This window comes from Salinactinospora qingdaonensis (assembly GCF_039539445.1).
Classification (GTDB): Bacteria; Actinomycetota; Actinomycetes; order Streptosporangiales; family Streptosporangiaceae; genus Salinactinospora; species Salinactinospora qingdaonensis.
On sequence record NZ_BAABDD010000007.1, the window covers coordinates 143,990 to 164,587 of the forward strand.

Genomic DNA, 20,598 nt, shown 5'->3' on the forward strand with positions numbered 1-20,598 from the left:
TACCAGGAGCAGCACCATGACCGACCAGCCCTTGGCCGGAGCACGGGTGGCCGTGCTGATCGAAAGCCAGTACATCCCGGGCGAACTCCGTGCGATCCAGCAGCGTTTCGCCGACTACGGTGCCCACGTCGACCTCGTCTCGCGGCTGTGGGGCGCGCCCAGCCAGCGGTTCTACTCCACCGTGGAGCCCGACGGCGAGGGAAACGTGCCCGAGCTGGAGTGGATCGAGGTCGATATCGACGTCGACCACGTCGACCCGACCGGCTACGACGCGGTCATCCCCGTGGCCAACTACCCCACGGTGCGCATGCGCTACGTCGAGCACCCGCCCACCAGCCAGGGCGCCGCCGAGGCCGTGCGCAACGTGCCGGCGGTGCGGTTCATGCGGCGCGCTATGCAGGACAGGCGCGTCGTCAAGGCCGCGCCCTGCCACGCGCTGTGGCTGCTCACCCCGTCGCCGGACCTGCTCGCCGGGCGCCGGGTCACCTGTAACGGGGTGATGATCGCCGACGTCGTCAACGCCGGCGGGATCTACACCCCGCCGCCCGACGGCAGCGACGAGCCCCACCAGGTCGTCGTCGACGACGACCTGGTCACGACGACCTCGTGGCACGCCACCGACGTAATGGTCGATACGGTGCGCGACCTCATCATCGACCGCCGCGACAACCCCGAGCGGTTCCAGTCCGCCGGGGCGGGCACGGCCACAACCGCGGCGTCGAGCGCCTCCCAACGCCAGCCGGGGCGGGGTAGCAGACCCTCTGGCGCCGGGCGTGTCCTCGTGCTGTTATCGGAGTGGGGCTACTGGGGCGAGGAGCTGATCGGCCCGCTCGACCAGCTCGACAAGGCCAACTACACCGTGGACTTTTGCACGCCCAACGGCAGGCGGCCCAACGCGATTCCGGTCAGCATGGACCCGGAATTCTTCGACCCGCCGCTGCAACGCCCCGTGACCTCGGTGGAGATGGCCGAGCGCACCAAGGACATCGACGACCCGACGACCCGGCAGGGGGCGCGGCTCAACAACCCGATCAGCCTGGCCGACTGGCTGCCGCGGCGGCCCTACTTCGCCGCCGCCCAGTTCGTCCACCGGCTGGAGACCTACCGCGAGGAGCTACAGCGGGCCGCGCGCGCCGTCGACGACTACGACGCCCTGCTGATCGTGGGCGGCGCCGGCCCGATCGTGGACATGGTCAACAACCAGCGGGTCCACGACCTGATCCTGGCCTTCCGCGCCGAGGACAAGCCCATCGCCGCCGAGTGCTACGGGGTGGCGTGCCTGGCGTTCGCCCGCGACATGAACGAGCGCGCCAGCATCATCGCGGGTAAGCACGTCACCGGCCACTGCCTGGAGTACGACTACCAAGACGGCACCCACTTCGTCGCCGACCGCGGCAAGTTCCTCGACTTCAACATGGGGCCGCCGCCCTACCCGCTGGAGTTCATCCTGCGCGACGCCACCGCGCCCGATGGTGCCTACCACGGCAACTTCGGCCACCCCACGAGCGTGATCGTGGATTACCCGTTCATCACCGGACGCTCCACCGGCGACAGCGTCCTGACCGGACAGAAGCTGGTGGAGGTCCTCGACAGCGGGCTACGGAGGTGGGGCTGGTGAGCACATCGTCGATCCCGCGCCAGCCGGCCACCGCCGAGCCGGTGACCGAGACCACGGGCCACCGCCGCCTGCTGGAACAGTTGCGCGCCGACGGGGTGCGCTACCTGTTCGGCAACCCCGGCTCCAGCGAGGAGGGGCTGCTCGACGAGATCGCCCGCTTCCCCGACATCGACTACGTGCTCGGGCTCCAGGAGGCGACCCTGGTCAGTAGCGCCGACGGCTACGCCCAGGCCACCCACAGCCCCAGCGTGGCCCTGCTGCACAGCGGCGTCGGGTTGGGCAACGCCATCGGCAGCATCTACCACGCGATGCAGCGCCACACGCCGATGGTGATCCTGGCCGGGGAGGCCGGCGTGGCCTACGAGCCGCTCGATGCCCACATGTCCGCCGACCTGGTGGGGATGGCGCGGCCGGTCACCAAGTACGCCACCCGCGCCGTCCACCCCACCAGCGTGCTGCGGCTGCTGCGCCGCTGCCGCAAGATCGCGGCGACCCCGCCGCAGGGCCCGGTGCTGTTGGTGCTGCCCCAAGACGTGCTCGACCAGCCCAACGACGAGCCGGTCGTGCCCACAGTGGTGCCCGACACCCGGGTGGTTCCCCAGCGCGAGCAGGTCCGAGAGGCGGCCCAACTGCTGGCGGGGGCGCAGTCACCGGTCATCGTGGTCGGCGACGGCGTCGCCACCAGCGAGGCGCTGCCCGAACTCGTCGACTTCGCCGAGACCTGGGGCGCGCCGGTCTACTCGTCGATGTCCTCGGAGCTGAACTTTCCGTGGAACCATCCGCTCAACGCCGGGCTCATGGGCCACATGTTCGGCGAGACCAGCGGGGCCGCGGTCGCCGAGGCCGACGCGGTGCTGGTGTGCGGCACCTACCTCTTCCCGGACGTGTTCCCGCTGGTCACCAGCCCATTCCGACCCGACGCCCAGATCGTGCACATCGATTTGGATGCCTCGGCCATCGCCAAGAACCACCCGGTGACCATGGGACTGGCCAGCGATCCGCGGCTGACGCTGCGCGAGCTGACCACGCGGGTGCGCGAGGTCGCCACCGACGCCGACCGTGCCGCGGCCCAGCGCAGAACCGAACAGATCCGCCAGCGCCGCGAGAACGAGCGCCAGACGAAGCTCACCCAGGACCGGCAGGCGCGCCAGGAGGTCCCGCTGCGGATGTCGGCCGTGGCCGAACAACTGGCCGAACTGCTGCCCGACGACACGGTGATCTTCGACGAGGCGCTGACTCACTCGCCGGAGTTGACCCGGTGGCTGCCGCCGCACACCCCGGGGGATTTCTTCCAGACGCCCGGCGGCACGCTCGGGATCGGTATCCCCGGAGCGGTCGGCGCCAAGCTCGCCCACCCGGAACGCACCGTGGTCGGCTTCACCGGCGACGGCGGCGCGATGTTCACCTTCCAGGCGCTGTGGACCGCGGCCCACCACCGCATCGACGTCAAACTCGTGGTCTGCCACAACGCCAGCTACCGACTACTTAAGGAAAACCTCGTCGACTACCGGATGGACCGAGGAGAGCACAACCCCACAGCGCAGTTCCCGTGGTTCTTCGACCTCTCCGCGCCCCGCGTCGACTTCGTCGACATCGCGGCGGGGCTGGGGGTGAGCGCCCGGCGCGTCACCACTTTCGAGGAGATCAGGCCGGCGCTGGGCGCCATGCTCGACCACGACGGCCCGTTCCTCGTCGAGGTCCACCTCGAACGCGAGGTCAACCAGACCCCGGAGGTGCAGGAGGTCAAACAGCCATGACACAGGTGGAGTTCTTCTACCACACCGGAATCCCGCGTTCGGTCTTCGCCAACGCCCGCCTGTGCGGCAGTTGGGACGAGACCGGCCACCCCGCCGAGCACTGGGCCACGGTGCCCATGGAAGAGTTCGTCGACGAGTCGGGCTGCCCGGCATTTCGGGCCGCCGTGGACTTGCCCGACGAGCACATCGGCACCGACTACGCCTGGGGCGTGCTGGTCGACGGCCCCAGCGGTAAAGACGTGTGGGCCATCCCCACCGAGGTCAAAGACACCGCCGACACCACCCGCCACCGTCGCTTCACGTTGCAAGACCAACCGGCGCCCCAGCGCTACTGGCTCAACACCGCCCGCCGGCTGGGCGCCAACAAACGCTACACCGCCGAGGGGGCCGACCGGCTGGAGTTCGCAGTGTGGGCGCCCAACGCCCAGCAGGTCTCGGTGGTCTTCGCCGACCCGGTCAGTGGCTACATCGCCCCCGACGGCAGCGGTATCGACGAGTCGATCGGGCGGATTCCGATGCAGCGCGACCAGGAGGGGATCTGGATCACCCATCCGGCCGAGGAACGCCTCGCCGACTTCGAGAAGCTGCGCGAACTGCCCTACATGTACGAGGTGGTCAAGGACAACGGGCGCACCGCCTACCGCACCGACCTGTACTCGCGCACCCAGATCGGCCGCGGCGACGTCGACCCGGCCGACTTGGAGCCCGGCCAAAGCTTCTCCGGCAGTTTCCGCGACCTCGACGGCACCGTGGGCGCGTCGGTAGTGATCGACCCCGACCGCTCCACCCGCCACTTCAGCGAACCCAACTGGCCGCCCCGCGAGTGGATTCCCGACGAGGAGTTCTGGCGCAACGAGTTCACGCCGGGCAAGCCGGTCCCGAACACGGTCGACGACCTGGTCATCTACGAGATGCACCTCGCCGGGCTGGGAGCGGGCGACGTCGACGAGAACGGCCACCCCATCCCCGGTGACTTCGCGGACGCGCTGCGCATGCTCGACCACCTCACCGAACTCGGGGTCAACGCGATCGAACTGCTACCCATCGCCGAGTACGAAGGCAAGTCCTCGTGGGGCTACGGCACCTCGCACTACTACGCCGTCGAACGCAGCGGCGGCGGGCGCGACCAGCTCAAACACTTCGTGCGCGCCTGTCACCAGCGCGGCATCGCCGTGATCTTGGACGTGGTCTACAACCACTACCACCACAACTCCGAGCGCGCGCAGTGGGCCTACGACTCCGACTCCCACCCCGACAACATCTACTACTGGTATGAGGGCACCGAGGCCGACTACCGCGACTACCCCGACCCGCCCGGCGTCACGGGCGGCTACGTCGACAACCTGTCCACGGGGTGGGCGCCGCGCTACTGGGACGAGCACGTGCGCCAGTACCTCATCTCCAGCGCGATCGCCAGCATGGTGCAGTTCCACGTCGACGGCTTCCGCGTGGACCAGACCACGTCCATGCACGCCTACGCCGCGCTGCACGCCGACGGGCGGCCACTGCCCCACGCCAACGCCTTCGGCGCGAAGTTCCTACGCGAGTTCAGCCGCACGCTGCGGATGATCGACCCCGGCGTCATGCTCATCGCCGAGGACCACTCCGGCTGGGATGCGCTGACCCGCTCCACCGAGGCCGGCGGGCTGGGCTTCGACGCCGTGTGGTACTCCGACTTCTACCACAACCTGGTCGGCGACACCGGCCACGCCGGATCGGCGAACCTCATCACCGAGGCCGCCTTCGCCGACGGCCGGCCGTTGAACATGACCACGTTCGCCCACGTGCTGAGCGCCAGCGGCGAGGACAAGGTCGTCTACCACGAATCCCACGACGAAGCCGGCAATTCCCGCCACGCTCGCGGCGACTCCGGGCGCACCATCGCCATCGCCGTCAACGACGCGCCGCTGGTGGGCGAGACCCGCCGCTACGCCGAGGCGCGCGCCCGCTTCGCCGCGGGGATGTCGCTGCTGTCGGCGGGCACACCCATGTTCTTCATGGGAGAGGAGGCCGGCGCCCACGAGGACTACCGCTACGACGACTTCATCGAGCACCGCGAGAACATCCTGGCCGAGGCCATGGGGGAGGGGCGCTACCTGATGCGGTTCTACCGCGACATCATCGACCTGCGCCATAGCCTGCCGATGCTGCGCTCACGCCATGTCGAGATCGTCCACGCCCACAACGACAACCGTGTACTCGCCTTCCACCGCCACCACGAAGGCCGCTCCGCGCTGGTGGTGGCCAACCTGCACGACTGGCCCTACGACGCCGGCTACTGGTTGACCGGGGCGCCCGAAGGCTGGTGGCGCGAGATCTTCAACAGCGACGCCGAGGTCTACCGGGGCTGGAACGAAGGCAACCTCGGCGCCGAACTACCGGCCCCCCGCGGCGAGTTGACCGCCGTGGTGCCACGGGCCGGCTTCGTCGTCTTCGAACATGTGCCCAAGCCCGCCAGAGCAACGCCAGGATAGCCGCGCCAGTGAAGGAGGGCGCTATGGCGACGTCTACCCAGCCGGAGGCGGCTGCCGCCGCGCTGGGGGTGCACAGCATCTCTGTCTGCCTGTCCGTGGCCGATCTGGAGGCCAGCGCCGCATGGTACTGCCACAACCTCGGGTTTCGCCTTGCCCAGCAGCGCGCCTTCACCGACCTGGCAGCCCGCGTCGCCTATCTGGAGGCCCAGGGGCTGCGCTTGGAGCTGCTGGAACAGCGCGACTCCCAGCCGGGAGCGCCCCGCCAGGACCCGCCCCGACACGGCAGTCCCCGGGGGCTGTCGCAACTCACCTTCTACGTGGCCGACCTCGACGCCGCGCTGGCCCATATCCGGGACCGTCGCGTCACCGTCGCGATGCCGCCGGCGTTCCTGCCGGAACTGGGCGTGTCCGCCTTCTTCGTCCGCGATCCGGAAAGCAACCTCATCGAGTTCATCGAACTGTCCGCACCTCACCCGTCGAAGGAGTGACATGACTGTCAGCACCGAACGCACCCGCACCACCGAGGAGGTCGCGCGACGCTGGTTCGACGCGCTCACCTCCGGTGACATCGAAACCGCACTTGACTGCCTGCACCCTGACGTCGAATGGATCAACTACACCCCCGTGCCAGGGTTCAACACCGACATGGACTGGATCGGCACCTACCACGGCCGTCAGGCCGTCCTGGACAGTTTCCGCACCTTCACCAACCGCGTCGACGTGCGCTCCGAACGGCTGGTGCGGCTGATCGCCCAAGACGACCAAGCCGCCGGCGTCGTCCACGAGGAGTCGGTGGTCAAAGAGACCGGTATGGCCTTCACCATCGAGTTCGTGCAGTGGCTGACCGTGGCTGACAGTCGGATCGTGCGCTGGAAGTCCTACACGGACCCCTCGCAGATCATCCGCGCGTTGCGCGGTGAGACGGGCGGCGGGGAGCGAGCATGACGGTCGCCACTGAACACCACACCGACGATCGGCTCGTCGCGGCGGTGTGGAGCCGCGACCTCGACGCGGTCGCCAATCTGCTCGAAGCCGGCGCCGACCCCAACATCCGCGACTCCGACAGCGGGCTCACCGCGCTGATGATCGCCGCCGGCCAGGCACACGTCGGGCTGTCCCAGGCGCTGCTGGCCGCCGGAGCCGACATCCACACCGGCGATGGCCGCGCCGGCGCCACCGCTTTACACAAGGCGGTGCAAGGGGGAAGCCCGGAGGTCGTGCGGCTGCTCGTCGAAGCCGGAGCCTTCATCGACGCGGTAGTGCCCACCACCGGACACACCCCGCTGATGGACGCGCTGTGGTTTAAACATCCCGACATCGTGGGCTACCTGCTCGACCAGGGCACCAACCTGAACCTGTCGACCCACTACGGGTTTTCGCTCAAGGAGCACTTCGACTACGAGTTCAACGTCAACCAACTGGGGCGAGACCGGCTGCACCACGCCGAGCAGTTGCTGCGCCGGCGCGAGGAGGACGACGCTGAACAGGTGCGCCGGCAGCAAGTGATGGCCGCCACTGTCGCCGGTGACCTTGCCGGTGTGCGCACCGCCCTGGCCCAAGGCTACGAGGTCGACGCTCGGGCTCCGATCCTGGGCGGATTCAACGACGGCCACACGCCGCTCCTGGTGGCCTGTCGCGATGGCCATACCGTCATCGTCAGTGAGCTTCTCACCGCCGGCGCCGACGCCAACGCCGTCGAGCCGACCTTCGGCGGGGTGCCGCTGCACAAGGCGGTCTACAACGGCCACACCGAGATCACCGAGATGCTCGTGGCCCAGCCGGAGATCGACCTGGACTACCAGGGGGCGACCAACGGCTATACCGCCCTGCACGACTCGCTGTGGCACGGCTACGAGCAGTGCGCCCGGGTGCTGGTGCAGGCCGGTGCCCGCCGGGACCTGCTTGGCCACGACGGCAAGACTCCGGCCGATATCGCTGTGGAGACCTTCGGGCACTCCCACCCACTCGTCGATCTGGTGGGGACGACGCAGCACTGACGCAATCCACGGGGAAGGAAAGATCCGGCATGCTGTTCTACGTACAGATGCGCTGGAACCATGAGGGCCGCATCAGCCTTGACGAGCTGTGGGAGATCGAAGCGCGGGAGGCGGCGCACGCCCAAGAAACCATCGAATCGGGCATGGTCGTGGGGATCTGGAAGGTGGCGGCGCAAAAGCGCGTCATCGCAGTCGTCGACATGGAGTCGGCGGAGGAGCTGGACCGCACCGCCCTGGGGCGGCTGCCGATGCGCGAGTACCTCGACTTCGAGATCGTCTGGCCGCTGCGCGACTACGGCGGCTTCGCCCAAGACGTCCAGCAGCACTACAACGTCTAAAGGGAGAGGCCGTGATCCACCAGTTCATCTTCGCCGCGCCCAAGCCGGGCATGAGTGTCGAGGAGTTCCAGGACTACTGGCTCAACGTCCACGCGGTGCGCTACGCCGCCAAGATCCCGCAGATACGCCGCTACCTCATCGACACCCGCATCCCGTTCGAGGCCGACCTGGGCGTGCCTGCGCTGCCCCACCAGGGCATCGCCGAGATCTGGCTGGACAACGAGGAGGAACAGCTCGCCTCGTTGCAAACCGAGGAGTTCTTGCAGGGAGCGCGGGCCGACGAGCCCAACTGGGCGGCGTTTTGGCAGACCATCGTCATCGACACCACCGAGCACCCGGTGGGGCCCGGGCTCCCGCACGACCCGGCCGCGGCCGGGGTGAAGATGACGACGCTGCTCAAACGCATGCCCGGCACGGCGCTGAGCGACTACCGCGAACGCACGCTGGGCTCCTATGCCGCCGCGGTGGCCACCCTGCCCGGACTGACCGGCTACCTGCACTGCCATACCCGCGACGGCGGCTACATCTTCGGCGAGGCCGCCTTCGACAGCGTGGAGCAGATGTGGTTCGCCGACCGCGCCGCGCTGCGCCAAGCGCTGGCCTCACCCGCCTACGAGCAGCAGGTCCGTCCGGAACGCGACCGGATGGCCGATCCGAACTACGTGTTCTCCATGACCTGTCACGAACACTGGGTGGTCGGCCCGCAGCCCCGTGAGGAGGCGATGGCGGCACGGTGAACGCCCGGCGGCCACCGCCACCACATGCCCGCGCCGAACTCACCGGCGGCTTCCTGTAGGCACCCTCGTGGTGTGAGGCGCGGCCTTTCGCCGGCAGCGCACCCCTGGAGCCGCGCACGCCCACCGCCGGTTCGCCCTGCCGTGGGCGTGACACGAGCTCCGCAGGGGCGTGGTCTCCACCGGCCCGCCGGTCGAGGTCTCTGCCCCCGCAGGGTTATGCCGCTGAGCGTCGCGCTCACCTGCCCGCGGGGTGGATGGCCCCCGTGGCCGCATCACCTCACCGGCCCCACGCCAGGAGACGTCATCCCGTCAGCCGTGACAGCTCTCTCGGGAGGTCGCCCTCGTGGACCACGGTCAGCCGGCGGGTGCTTCGCGTGATGGCCACGTAGAGGTCGTGACCGCCCTTGGGAGACTGGGTGAGGATGCCGGCCGGGTCGATCAAAAGCACGGCGTCGAACTCCAGCCCCTTGGCCTGAGTCACCGTCAACACTGCCACGGGCGTGTCCAGGGCCTCGGGTGTGGCCGCCGCCGCGGCATCGGGCAGCAGCGCGGCCACCTCCCCGTGGCGGGCGTCGGGAGTCAAAACGGCCACCCGCCCCTCACCGATCAGCGCGCACTCCTCGGCCGCCAGTGCGGGAAGCGCGGTTGCCAGCCCGGCCACCGTGCCTTCGCCCGCCTCTTCGCCGGAGCCGTCGCCGCTCACGCGCACCGCGCGTAGCGCGCCGCCGGAGCGCACCGACTCCGGCGGCTCCTCATCGGGGGCCACGCTGGCGAGCACGTCGGCGGCCACCGCCATGATCTCGGCGGGCGTACGGTAGTTGATGAGTAGGCGCTGTTCGCGCCACCGCCCCTTGACGTGGGTGTCGAGCATCTGCGCCCACGAGCGGGCACCGGCGGCGGCGCTGGTCTGGGCGATGTCGCCCACCACGGTCATCGACCGCGTGGGCACCCGCCGCGTCACCATCCGCCACGCCATCCCCGACAGTTCTTGGGCCTCGTCGACGATCACGTGTCCATAGGCCCAGCCTCGGTCGGCCTCGGCGCGCTCGGCGGTGGTGCGCTGCGGTCCTGGCGCCCGGTGGCGCTCGGCCAGAGCGGCGGCGTCGAGTGCCCCTTCCTCGGAGAGCCCGGTGACCTCCAACACTCCTTGGGCGTAGCGCTCCTCCGCGGCCCGTTCCCGCTCCGCCGCGCGGTGCCGGGCACGCTCGGCGGAGTCGTCGGCACCGAGCAGTTCGGCGGCCTCATCCAGCAGCGGCACGTCGGCCACCGTCCACGGCGCTTCGGCTGGGCGCGCCAGTGACTCCCACTCGGCTTGACTCAGCCCCGCCCGCTCGCCGGCTGAGCGCAGCGCTTCGGAGTCGGCGAACAGGTCGGTGAGCAGTTGCTGCGGAGTCAGTTCGGGCCACAGCTTCGTCAGTTCCGCGCGCACAGCAGGCTCCTGCCATAGCAGGGCACGCGCGTGGGGCAGGTCCTCCTCGTCCAATGGCCGGTTCAGTTGCTCGGCCTCGTCGCGGGCCAGCAATGTGAGCATCTCGGTCACAAAGAGTTTGCGCGCGATGTTGTGGGGTTTGTGGAAGTTGTACAGCGCCCGTGCGCTCTCGCGCGCCCGATGGCAGGCGGCGCCGTCGACCCGTAGGGTCATGCCGTCGAGGTCGATCGCCAGCCCCTTGCTGGGGACGCGCTGCCGATCGCTCACAGCCGCGGCCACGAAGTCGACCATGCGCGCGTCTCCCTTGACCACGGCTGCCGAGGCCGGCTCCACACCGGTGGCGCGTACGCCGGGATACAGCTCGTTGAGAGCCGAGAGTACGACGTCGGTCTCGCCTAGCGAGGGCAACACCTGTCCGATGTAGCGCAGAAACGTCGCGTTAGGGCCGATGACCAGTACGCCGCGCCGCGAAAGGGTGTCGTGGTGGGTATAGAGCAGGTAGGCGGCGCGGTGCAGCGCCGCGACAGTCTTGCCGGTACCGGGGCCGCCCTGCACGACGAGCACCCCCTGCAAGGACGAGCGGATCACGTGGTCCTGCTCGGCTTGGATGGTGGCGACGACGTCGCTCATCCGACCGGTGCGGCCTTGGCGCAACGAGGCCAACAGCGCGGCCTCACCCACGAGAGTGCGGCGGTCGTGCTCGCTGAGGGTATCCAGGTCGAATACTTCGTCGTCGAGGTCGGTCACGGTGCGGCCCCGAGTGTGCAGGTGGCGGCGGCGTGCTAGCAGCCCCGGGGCGCTGGGGGTGGCCGCGTAGAAGGGGCGGGCGGCGGGGGCACGCCAGTCGACGAGGATCGACTCGTGCTCCTCGTCGCGCAGACCGAGGCGGCCGATGTAGTGGCGCTGTCCGTCGGTGTGGTCGATCCGGCCGAAGCACAGCCCGCGTTCGACACCGCGGAGCTGGGAGAGGCGCCGGGCACGCTCCTCGGAGGTGACCTCGCGTTCAAAGAGTGCCTGCTCGGTTCCCGTACCGTGATCGCCGTGGGCGGCACGCAGCGCCGTCTCAGTCCGTTCACGCAGTTCGTCGAGCCGGGCGTAGAGCTTGGAAACGTAAGCCTGCTCGCTACGCACGGCCGAGCGGCGGGCGGCGGCAGTGTCGGCATATTGACGGAAATCCATACCTTCTGCTATTCTTATTATGAGGGCTCTTTTATCTCTATTTTTCTGCGTTTAGCTTAGCAGTGCCGACCGGCGTGGTGGTACCCTCACTGGACTTCCGCGGTGTTTCTGGCTGCACGGTTCGCCGTATGGTTGCTACACTTCCCACCGTGCGAATGAATATCAACTGTCACCAGTGGTGGCGCCGCTCCTAGGCGGCGCTCAAAGGTTCGCACGTTCCTCACGACCTCAGTAGCGACCGCCCGTACCGGCGGTCGCCTCTCGCTTTCCCGCCCGGTTCGGGTATCGCGTGACCAGCGCGAAAGGGATTGGCCCGTGGCCGAGAGCTCACACTCCTACCGCACTGCCGGCGGAATCTCCATCCGGCGTACCACCACCGACTGCCACCCCGATGTGCTCACCGACCTTGTTGCGGCGGTCGAGTACCGTCGCGGCGGCGTGCTCTCCTCCGGGATGGAGTACCCCGGCCGTTACAGCCGGTGGCACATGGGCTATGTCGACCCCTGTCTAGAGCTCGTGGCCCGCGGGCGCCGCGTCACCGCCACCGCGCTCAACGAGCGCGGACGGGTGCTCCTTCCCGCTGTCGCCGCCGCCTTGGCTCCCCACGGAGAGTCCGCCGAGCCCGCCGAGTCCGCCGTAGACACCTTCGAGATCGCCATCCCCGCCCCCGACGAGGCCGCGCTGGCGGGCATGCCCGAGGAGCGCCGCAGCCGCCGCCCCGGCGTGTTCGCGGCGCTGCGTTCGGTGGTGGCGGTGTTCGCCTGCTCCACCGAGGACGACCCCCACCTGGGGTTGCACGGCGCCTTCGGCTACGACCTCTCCTTCCAATTCGAGCCGTTGCAGCAGGTGCTCGACCGCGACCCCACTGATCGCGACCTGGTGCTGCACCTGCCCGACGAGATCGTGGTGCGCGACCGCAAGCGCGAGACCTGCATGCGCCACACCTACGACTTCGCGGTGCACACCCCGCAGGGCACGGTGCGCACCGACGGCCTGCCGCGCACCACCGCCCCCACCCCACCCGTGGTCACCGCCGACGTCCCGCCGCCCCCCGAGCCCGGTAGCTACGCCGCCATCGTCGCCGAGGCCAAGAAGCGCTTCGCCCGCGGCGACCTCTTCGAGGTGGTGCCCAGCCACCGCACCTATGCCGCCTGCGACTCGCCGGCACGCTTCTACGAGCGGCTACGCGAACGCAACCCCGCCCCCTATGAGTTCTTCTTCAACCTGGCCGAAGGGGAGTACCTCGTCGGTGCCTCACCGGAGATGTTCGTCCGGGTCAGTGGCACGCCGGGGCAGGGCCAACGAGTGGAGACCTGCCCCATCTCGGGCACGATCCGCCGCGGCGCCACCGCCCTCGACGACGCCGACAACATCCGCGAACTGCTCAGCTCCACCAAGGAAGAGTCGGAACTGACGATGTGCACCGACGTCGACCGCAACGACAAGTCCCGCGTGTGCGAACCCGGCAGTGTGCGCGTGATCGGTCGCCGCCAGATCGAGATGTACAGCCGACTCATCCACACCGTCGACCACATCGAGGGGCAACTGCGCCCGGAGTTCGACGCCCTCGACGCTTTCTGCACCCACATGTGGGCCGTGACCGTCACCGGCGCCCCCAAGAACTGGGCCATGCGCTTCATCGAGAACCACGAGAGCACCCCGCGGCGCTGGTACGGCGGGGCCGTGGGCATCATCGGTTTCGACGGCTCCATGAATACCGGCCTGACCCTGCGCACAGCCCAGATCCGCGACGGCGTCGCCACGGTGCGCGTAGGCGCCACCCTGCTCCACGACTCCGAGCCCGAGGCCGAGGAGCGCGAGACCTTCCTCAAGGCCCGGGCGCTGCTGGAGACGCTGGCCGAGTCCACTGCCCCGGCCGCCGACACCGCCGCTGACCAGCCCGCCCCAACCCACCCGCTGCCGGGCGAGGGGATGAACGTCCTGCTCGTCGACTACGAGGACTCCTTCGTCAACACCCTCGCCGATTATGTACGGCGCCACGGGGCCAGTGTCACCACGCTGCGCCACGGGTTCGCCCCCGCCATCCTCGACGAACTCGCCCCCGACCTCGTCATCCTCTCGCCCGGCCCTGGTTTGCCCTCCGACTTCGACACCGCCGCGCTGCTCGACGAACTACAGGCGCGCGCGCTTCCCGTGCTGGGCGTGTGCCTGGGTTTGCAGGCCATGGTCGAGCACGCCGGGGGGGAGCTGTTGACGCTGGCCGAGCCCGTGCATGGAAAACCCGGGCGGGTGCGGGTGCTGGGGGGCGACATCCTCGCCGATACCGGGGAGGACGGTGTCTTCACCGCCGCCCGCTATCACTCCACCTACACCACCCCCCAACGGGTGAAGGGGTACCACGTCACCGCCGTCGTCGAGGACGGAGTCGACCAGGCCACCCACGGCGAACAGGAGCCGGTGGTCATGGCCATCGAGGACCCCCACGCCCGGCGCTGGGGGGTGCAGTTCCATCCGGAGTCCATCCTCACCGCAGCGGTGGGGGAGGGGATCATCGCGCGGGTGCTGCACCTCGCCGCGCGTGTGCCGGCCTGACCGCCGCTGTCGCCCCGCTGGGGCGACAGCGGCCCGTAGCGTTCGCGGGTCTCGGGCCGGCGCTGCCTGGGACCCGCGCTGTCGGTGTTCCCCGACCGTTGTGGGCGGCCGGCTCCGGGGCGCCCCGAAGCGTCATCGCCTCACGGTATACCGTCGTGCGCTGCGCCTAGGCTCCCCGCGGCGTTAAAGCCATGACCGGCGCTCCTGCGGCGACAGCACCTGCCGCCGTCGACAGTGACCCCCGGGGACCCAAAAAGTACGTAAAGTTATGGCGTGGCCGAGTGTGCCGTTCCCCACGGAGTCTCCCGGCACGAGGAGAACGCATCCTGGCGAGCTCGCGGTGAATATGGCTCTTCTGGCTCATAGGCTTCTTAACCATGGATGCGAATCTAGGCAGGATCGTGATGACCGGTGCGGCCGGGAGCATGGGCTCCACGCTGCGTGCCGGGCTACGGGAGGACGCCGACGAACTGGTGCTGTTCGACAACGAGTCGTTGACGGCCGAGAGCGACAACGAGACGGTGATCACGGGCGACGTCGCCGATCTCGACGCCGTGGACAAGGCCCTGCACGGGGCCGACGCCGTGGTGCACCTGGCCGCGCGCTCTGCGGAAGCTCCACTCGCCGAGCTGCTGGAAGCCAATGTCAACACCACCTTCACTGTGCTGGAGGCAGCCCGCCGCGCCGGCGTGCGTCGCGTCGTGCTGGGCAGCAGTAACCGGGTCACCGGCCACTACCCGATCCACCACCACGTTTTTCCCGACGAGCCCCCGCGGCCCGACGGGTTCTACGGTGTCAGCAAGGTTGCCGTCGAGGCGCTTGGCCAGCTCTACGCCGACAAGTTCGGCCTGGAGGTCGTCGCCTTGCGGTTCGGCTCGTTTGCCACCGAGCCTTCGCAGACCCGGCACCTGGCGACGTGGCTCAGCCCACGCGACTGCGTGGGGTTCGTGCGGGCCGCCCTGACCGCGGAGACGGTGACGTTCACCGTCGTCTACGCGGTCTCGGCCAACGCCCGCCGCTTCTGGGACCTCACCGCAGGCGAGAGCGAGCTGGGGTACCGTCCCGTCGACGACGCCTCACGCTTTGCCCACAACTTCCCCGACGACGATCCGTTCTGGCACGGCGGGCCGCAAGCCGGCGATCTCGCCGACGTCGAGGCGATCCTGCCGCACTTGCCCAAGTAGCGCCGAGACGTCTTGGACCGTCTCCCGCGCTTGGGCGGGCAAGCCGCGGGGTTCGCCACGGCGGCCTGAAAGATCGGCGGCACGACGACCACGCTCGGTGGCGCTCGGTGGCGGTTTCATGGCTTTGTTACCGGCACCCGGCGCCACTGCGGCTCAACCGCCCCGTTCACATCCGTCTCGGTTGACCTCGAATACCGTATTTTCCCGGTAGATTGTTTTCGGTCGTGCTGGCGGGTCAATACCAGGGCCGTGGCGATGGTGCTTCTGGTCGGTGGCATCGGCCCTATGGCGCCTCCGGCTCGTGCCACCTCGGGTGGATGAGGCCCGGCTCCCATGGTTGCGCTCGGCTGTGTCCACCGCGGGTGCTAGGTTCGGTCGAGTGGTCGGCGTGACGCCGCGAAGGGGGTGCGTCCGACCGCCGTGCTGACCGATCGATGGTCCCCGGCCGGCCCCGTGACGCCCGGCCGGGGTGTGGGGGAGTTACTAGCCGTGGTGAAGAGTGTCGAGCCCGAGGTCCACCTGATCGCGCGGCCAGAGCTGGACTACGACGAGATCGCGCGCTATCTCGCCGACGTGGGCGGGCAGAGCTGGTTGGAGCGTCTCGACCGCGGCGAGCTCGACGACCAGCTCAACGACCCGCAGAACCTGGCCGAGTTCGCCGGTCGGCTGTGCTACCGCTCCTGGGAGCCCGGGCTCAACCCCAACGTGACCCGGGTCCGCACCGACCAGAGCGACTACCTTCGCAACATCCTGCGCAGCATGCACGGCTCGGTGCTGGAACACCTCAGCTTCAGCTTCGTGCTGCACAACGTCAGCCGGGTCCTCACCCACGAACTGGTCCGTCACCGGCCGGGCACAGCGATCTCCCAGGAGTCCATGCGCTTCGTGCGCCTCACCGACTTGCCGTTTTGGTTCCCTGACTGGGCCAAGGACGACCCGGAGCTGATGAAACGCGCCACCGAGATGCTGGGGGAGATGGAGCGTTTCCAGCGCTGGCTGGCCGACCACTTCGGGCTCGACGAAGAGGAGGTGCGCTTCGCCGAGAAGAAGCACCGCACCTCCTTCATGCGTCGCTTCGCCCCCGAAGGGGTGGCCACCGGGTTGGTGTGGACCGCCAATGCCCGCACGCTGCGCCACACCCTCCAGGCGCGCACCGCGCCGGGCGCCGAGGAGGAGATCCGGCTGCTGTTCGCCCGCATCGGCGAGGTCATGGTCGAAGAGGCTCCCGCCCTGTTCGGCGACTTCGAGGTCGACGACGGCGCGTGGGTGCCCGCCTGGCGCAAGGTCTAATAACCGGCGGGCTCGCGCCTTGTTAGCGCTGTCCCAATTTCGCCTCGGCGGCAGCGATCCCCCAACGGCAGTCGCGCGCCACCAAACGGTGGTTGCGTACCCGTTCCACCAGGCCAAACGGGCGAGGCTGGGCCGTGGGCGCCCCGGCGGCGGCCCAGGGGTGCAGCACCTCGCCGTGGAGGCGGCCCCGGCGATACCAGCGCTCCCAGCGCTCGAAGTCGGGGCTGAACTGGTGGCCGAACGCGAACGCCGGCTCGCCGGAACCGTCGAGCGAGCCGCCGTCGCGGCGCCATAGCTCTACCGGTGTCTGCGACTCGGCGGGCCAGGAGCGAGCGGTCACGGTGGTCACCTCAGGAACGCCCACCGGCTGCTCACCGCAGCGCAACAGCAGCGCGTCCTCGCTACGGCTGCGAGCGGGCAGCCGGTACTCCCGCTCCACGTCGATCAGGGTTACGATCACCCGCGGCACCCACCACCAGTTCTCGCGGCGGGCCATCAGCGAGTCGGCCCGCAGCCGGGTGGGCGGGTGCTTGACGACCTCCTGTTCCAACAGGTGCGCCACGAAGCGTGCGCCCTCCAGGTCATAGCGGATGTCGACCGGTCCGGCCGCGGCGGTGGCGGCCAGGTGCTCGCCCTGGGGCTGCCCTGAGCTGACGCAGAACACGGCGCGCCCGCTGGTCATGCTCTCCACCGCGTCGAGGTGGGCCAGTGGCAGCGCGACGCAGGGGCGCCCCTCCCACACCAGCGGCACGACGGGTAGCGCGTTAGGGCCATCAGCGCTCAACCAGCCCATTTCCCCGACGGTTGCTCGCTGCCAAACCGTGACAATATCTCCCAAGATCTCCCCTATTGCGTGATGAAAGTCTCATGTTACCGTCATGGGGCCTTACGGGACGTTACGACCCCCCTGCGCCCCGGATATGTGTGTGGCCGGTCGATCCCGGCAGCTCGCGGGGGAACTAAATATCGGTTGGAAGGAATGAGCGTGCCGGCAGTCGTCGTCATGATCGTGGTCCTCGGCGTCTTCGCGCTGGGATACCGCTATTACTCGGCCTATCTGGCCAACCGCGTCTATGCCCTAGATCCGGCGTTCGTCACTCCTGCGCACGCCTACGAGGACGGTATCGACTTCGTCCCCACCAACAAGCACATCGTCTTCAGCCACCACTTCATCTCGGTCGCTGGGGCGGCGCCCATCGTGGGGCCGGCCGTCGCGGTCTTTTGGGGCTGGCTCCCGGCGCTGCTGTGGGTCGTCCTGGGCACGGTCTTCGCCGCCGGTGTGCACGACTTCGGCGCGATCGTGGTCTCGGTGCGCCACAAGGCCAAGAGCATCGGCACGCTGGCCAGCGAGGTCATCAGCACCCGCGCCCGCACGCTGTTCCTGCTGATCATCTTCTTTTTGATCACCCTGGTCAACGCGGTCTTCGCCGTGGTCATCGCCAACCTGTTCATCGCCAACCCCGGCGCGGTCCTGCCGGTGCTGGTGACGATCCCGCTGGCCATCGGTGTCGGACAGTACATCTACCGCAAGCGCACCGCGGCCCTGCTGCCCTCGATCATCGCGCTGCTCATCGTCTACGCCTGCATCCCGCTGGGCCTGAGCCTGCCCATCACCGTCGACCCGGTCGCCAGCGCGCTGGGCGTGACCCCCAACGCCGTGTGGATCGTGTTGATCTTCGCCTACGCCTTCGTGACCTCGCGGCTGCCGGTGTGGATGCTGCTGCAACCCCGCGACTACATCAACCAACAGCAGATGCTGCTGGCGCTGGCCGTGATCCTGCTGGGCGTGGTCGTGGGGCTGAACACGATCGTGGCCCCGGCCGTGGCCGACGTGCCCGCCGACTCCCCGCCGTGGTTCCCGCTGCTGTTCGTGACTATCGCCTGCGGCGCGATCTCGGGCTTCCACAGCCTGGTCTCCTCGGGCACCACCTCCAAACAGCTCAAGAACGAGACCGACGCCCGCTACGTCGGCTACCTCGGCGCGGTCGGCGAGGGCACACTCGCGCTGTGCTCGATCCTGGCCTGCACCGCGGGCGTGGTGGCCACCACCGCCGAGTGGAACGGCCTCTACCCCGACTTCGCCACCGCCTCCGACGGCGCCGTGGGCAACTTCGTCAACGGTGTCGCCGGGCTGGCCGCCAACCTCGGCGTCCCCACCACCGTCGGCGCCGTTTTCGCCGCGGTCGTCGTCATCAGCTTCGCCGCCACCACCATGGACACCGGGGTGCGGTTGCAGCGCTACATCGTCCAGGAGATCGCCGACATCGTCCGACTGCGACCGCTGGCGCGCAACATCACCGCCGCCACCCTCGTCGCCGTCGTCGTCCCCCTAGCGTTGGCTATGATGCCGGGTAACTTCGCCTTCGGGACCCTGTGGCAGCTCTTTGGCACCACCAACCAGCTCACCGCCGGGCTGGCGCTGGCCGTGGTCGCGGTCTGGGTCACCAAGAACAGCCGCAACCCGCTGGCCGTGCTGATCCCGCTGGCCTTCCTACTGGTCATGACCACCTGGGCGCTGATCATCAACCTCGTGCAGTTCGTGCAGGAGGACCAGTGGCTACTCGCTCCGCTCGACGTGATCATCTTCGTGCTGGCGATGTGGCTCATCGTCGAAGCTGCCGTGGCGATGCGCCGCGCCTGGCACGGACGCGGCACCACTGCCGTCGCCACCGAGCAGGCCGAAAACGCCCCTAGCGAGGAGACCTGACGTCGATGGCACCCAGCCCGCTCTGGGAGCGGCTCCGCCGGGCCTGGCGCCACGCCGAGGAGTTCCACGAGGCGTGGTTTCGGGCCCGGTGGCAGCGCGAACTGCGCCGGGAGGCCCGCACCCAGCAGGACACGCTGCGTGCCCTGCTGCTGCTCGACACGCTCGGCGTGGCCAACCCCGTCGGCTATGAGACGCTGGACGCCATCCCCTATATGGTCGCTGACCTGCACGAGTGGCACCAGCGCATGGGGCGGGAAAGCTTCGGTGACCCGGGAGTGTGCTGTTGAGCCAGGCCGCCATCACCATCCTCGGCGGCAAGGGTGGGGTGGGCAAGACGACGCTGGCCGCCGCCTACGCCCTCGGCCTGGCCCGGTCGGGGCTGCGGACCCTGGTCGTCTCCACCGACCCCGCCCACTCCCTCGGCGACGCCTTCGCGACCCCACTGGGCGACAGCCCGCAGCCCATCGCCGAGGTCGAACGGTTGTGGGGGGTGCAGCCCGACCCCGAAGCCACAGTGCAGCGCCGCGTGCGCACGATCCTCGACGATGCCCAGGAGGCACTGCCACGCGAGGTCATGCCGGCGGTGCGCCGCCAACTGCACCACGCCGCCGCCGGGCCCGGGATGGCCGAGTCAGCGTTAACGGACCGGCTGATCGACCTCATCGAACGAGTGCCCGGCGACTGGGATCGCTTGGTCGTCGACAGCGCCCCCACCGGCCACCTGCTGCGCATGCTCGACCTGCCCAGTCTGCTCACGCCCTGGGTACAGGGATTGGCCCGCCAGCGCGAGCGGGCCGTCTCCGCCGAACGCCGCGCCTCCGGACCACTGACCGCCGGTGCCGGCGGAGCCGCCGATGCCACCAGCGCCGACGATCCGCTCCTGCAACGCCTGCACGAGCGGCGTCACCGGCTCAGCAGCGCCGCCGGCCGGCTGCGCGAGGACGCGCTGGTGCGCCTCGTGCTCACCCCTCGGCGTATGGTCCTGGCCGAGACCGAACGCGCCGCGCAGCACCTGCGCGAGGGCGGTTTCCACCTTGGCCCGGTGATTCTCAACCAGATCCCGCCCGAGGGCGATTCCGAGGTGCTGACGGCCGTACGTGAGCGCTTCGCCGACCACGGAGTGGTGGAGTTGGCTATGGCCCAGGCCGAGCCCACCGGAGCGCAGCGCCTAGCCGCGCTCGCCCGCGAGTTGGGCGTCGCGCAGTGAAGTGGCGGGCGGCCCGGTCTCCCGCGGGGCCTGGGCGCGGTGTGGGGTGGGGATGAGGAGGGCACGGAGGGTTTCCGTCGCCCGTACCTTCCCACCTTCGGCTCAACAAGAATAAAGAAGCCGCCAGG

The 20,598-nt window shown here is 69.2% G+C and carries 16 protein-coding genes; 14 read left to right on the forward strand and 2 right to left on the reverse strand.

From position 1 onward, the window contains the following. The first annotated feature begins 16 nt into the window (after positions 1–16). From ABD848_RS09830 to ABD848_RS09865, 8 genes are read left to right on the forward strand one after another with little or no spacing between them, the layout of a single operon-like run. Positions 17–1,618: a DJ-1/PfpI family protein gene (locus tag ABD848_RS09830; protein WP_344970005.1), complete on the forward strand. Its 1,602-nt coding sequence runs from the start codon at positions 17–19 to the stop codon at positions 1,616–1,618. Beyond that, the gene (locus tag ABD848_RS09835; protein WP_344970007.1) at positions 1,615–3,375 is read left to right on the forward strand and encodes a thiamine pyrophosphate-binding protein; all 1,761 of its coding nucleotides are present in this window, start codon (positions 1,615–1,617) and stop codon (positions 3,373–3,375) included. The genes ABD848_RS09830 and ABD848_RS09835 overlap by 4 nt, the downstream gene beginning before the upstream one ends. Continuing rightward, a complete protein-coding gene (locus ABD848_RS09840; protein ID WP_344970011.1) occupies positions 3,372–5,849 on the forward strand; it encodes an alpha-amylase family glycosyl hydrolase in 2,478 nt (825 codons plus the stop codon). The genes ABD848_RS09835 and ABD848_RS09840 overlap by 4 nt, the downstream gene beginning before the upstream one ends. Positions 5,850–5,872: 23 nt before the next feature. Further along, a complete protein-coding gene (locus ABD848_RS09845; RefSeq protein WP_344970013.1) occupies positions 5,873–6,337 on the forward strand; it encodes a VOC family protein in 465 nt (154 codons plus the stop codon). A gap of 1 nt (position 6,338) precedes the next feature. Continuing rightward, entirely contained in the window at positions 6,339–6,794 is a 456-nt protein-coding gene (locus ABD848_RS09850) for a nuclear transport factor 2 family protein (protein ID WP_344970016.1), read from the forward strand. Then, positions 6,791–7,846, forward strand: coding sequence for an ankyrin repeat domain-containing protein (locus tag ABD848_RS09855; RefSeq protein WP_344970018.1), 1,056 nt, complete (start codon positions 6,791–6,793; stop codon positions 7,844–7,846). The genes ABD848_RS09850 and ABD848_RS09855 overlap by 4 nt, the downstream gene beginning before the upstream one ends. A 29-nt stretch (positions 7,847–7,875) precedes the next feature. After that, positions 7,876–8,184 carry a muconolactone Delta-isomerase gene (locus tag ABD848_RS09860; protein ID WP_344970021.1) on the forward strand — a complete coding sequence of 103 codons (309 nt, stop codon included), beginning with the start codon at positions 7,876–7,878 and terminating at the stop codon, positions 8,182–8,184. An 11-nt stretch (positions 8,185–8,195) separates the two neighbouring features. Continuing rightward, positions 8,196–8,921 (forward strand): EthD domain-containing protein, encoded by a 726-nt coding sequence (locus ABD848_RS09865; protein WP_344970023.1) that lies wholly within the window; start codon positions 8,196–8,198, stop codon positions 8,919–8,921. A 301-nt stretch (positions 8,922–9,222) separates the two neighbouring features. Here ABD848_RS09865 and ABD848_RS09870 read toward each other — a convergent pair whose 3' ends face one another. Beyond that, positions 9,223–11,529, reverse strand: a complete 2,307-nt coding sequence (locus ABD848_RS09870; RefSeq protein ID WP_344970026.1) for a HelD family protein — start codon at positions 11,527–11,529, stop codon at positions 9,223–9,225. Between the two features lie 315 nt (positions 11,530–11,844). Between ABD848_RS09870 and ABD848_RS09875 the strand changes: the two genes are divergently transcribed. The 3 genes from ABD848_RS09875 to thyX all read left to right on the forward strand — a co-directional run bounded on the left by ABD848_RS09875 (position 11,845) and on the right by thyX (position 16,556). Continuing rightward, complete coding sequence (locus ABD848_RS09875) at positions 11,845–14,082, forward strand: anthranilate synthase component I (RefSeq protein ID WP_344970029.1); 2,238 nt, start codon at positions 11,845–11,847, stop codon at positions 14,080–14,082. 377 nt (positions 14,083–14,459) lie between these two features. Beyond that, positions 14,460–15,266, forward strand: coding sequence for an NAD-dependent epimerase/dehydratase family protein (locus ABD848_RS09880; protein ID WP_344970032.1), 807 nt, complete (start codon positions 14,460–14,462; stop codon positions 15,264–15,266). Positions 15,267–15,758: 492 nt separating this feature from the next. Continuing rightward, a complete protein-coding gene (thyX, locus tag ABD848_RS09885; protein WP_344970264.1) occupies positions 15,759–16,556 on the forward strand; it encodes an FAD-dependent thymidylate synthase in 798 nt (265 codons plus the stop codon). A gap of 22 nt (positions 16,557–16,578) precedes the next feature. Here thyX and ABD848_RS09890 read toward each other — a convergent pair whose 3' ends face one another. After that, positions 16,579–17,349 carry a hypothetical protein gene (locus ABD848_RS09890; protein ID WP_344970035.1) on the reverse strand — a complete coding sequence of 257 codons (771 nt, stop codon included), beginning with the start codon at positions 17,347–17,349 and terminating at the stop codon, positions 16,579–16,581. Positions 17,350–17,541: 192 nt separating this feature from the next. Between ABD848_RS09890 and ABD848_RS09895 the strand changes: the two genes are divergently transcribed. Genes ABD848_RS09895 through ABD848_RS09905 form a run of 3 tightly spaced genes read left to right on the forward strand, consistent with a single transcriptional unit; the run spans position 17,542 to position 20,470 of the window. Beyond that, positions 17,542–19,263 carry a carbon starvation CstA family protein gene (locus ABD848_RS09895; RefSeq protein ID WP_344970037.1) on the forward strand — a complete coding sequence of 574 codons (1,722 nt, stop codon included), beginning with the start codon at positions 17,542–17,544 and terminating at the stop codon, positions 19,261–19,263. 5 nt (positions 19,264–19,268) lie between these two features. Beyond that, positions 19,269–19,550: a cory-CC-star protein gene (locus ABD848_RS09900; protein ID WP_344970040.1), complete on the forward strand. Its 282-nt coding sequence runs from the start codon at positions 19,269–19,271 to the stop codon at positions 19,548–19,550. After that, entirely contained in the window at positions 19,544–20,470 is a 927-nt protein-coding gene (locus ABD848_RS09905) for an ArsA family ATPase (RefSeq protein ID WP_344970267.1), read from the forward strand. Before ABD848_RS09900 ends, ABD848_RS09905 begins: the two co-directional genes overlap by 7 nt. Positions 20,471–20,598 lie beyond the last annotated feature (128 nt).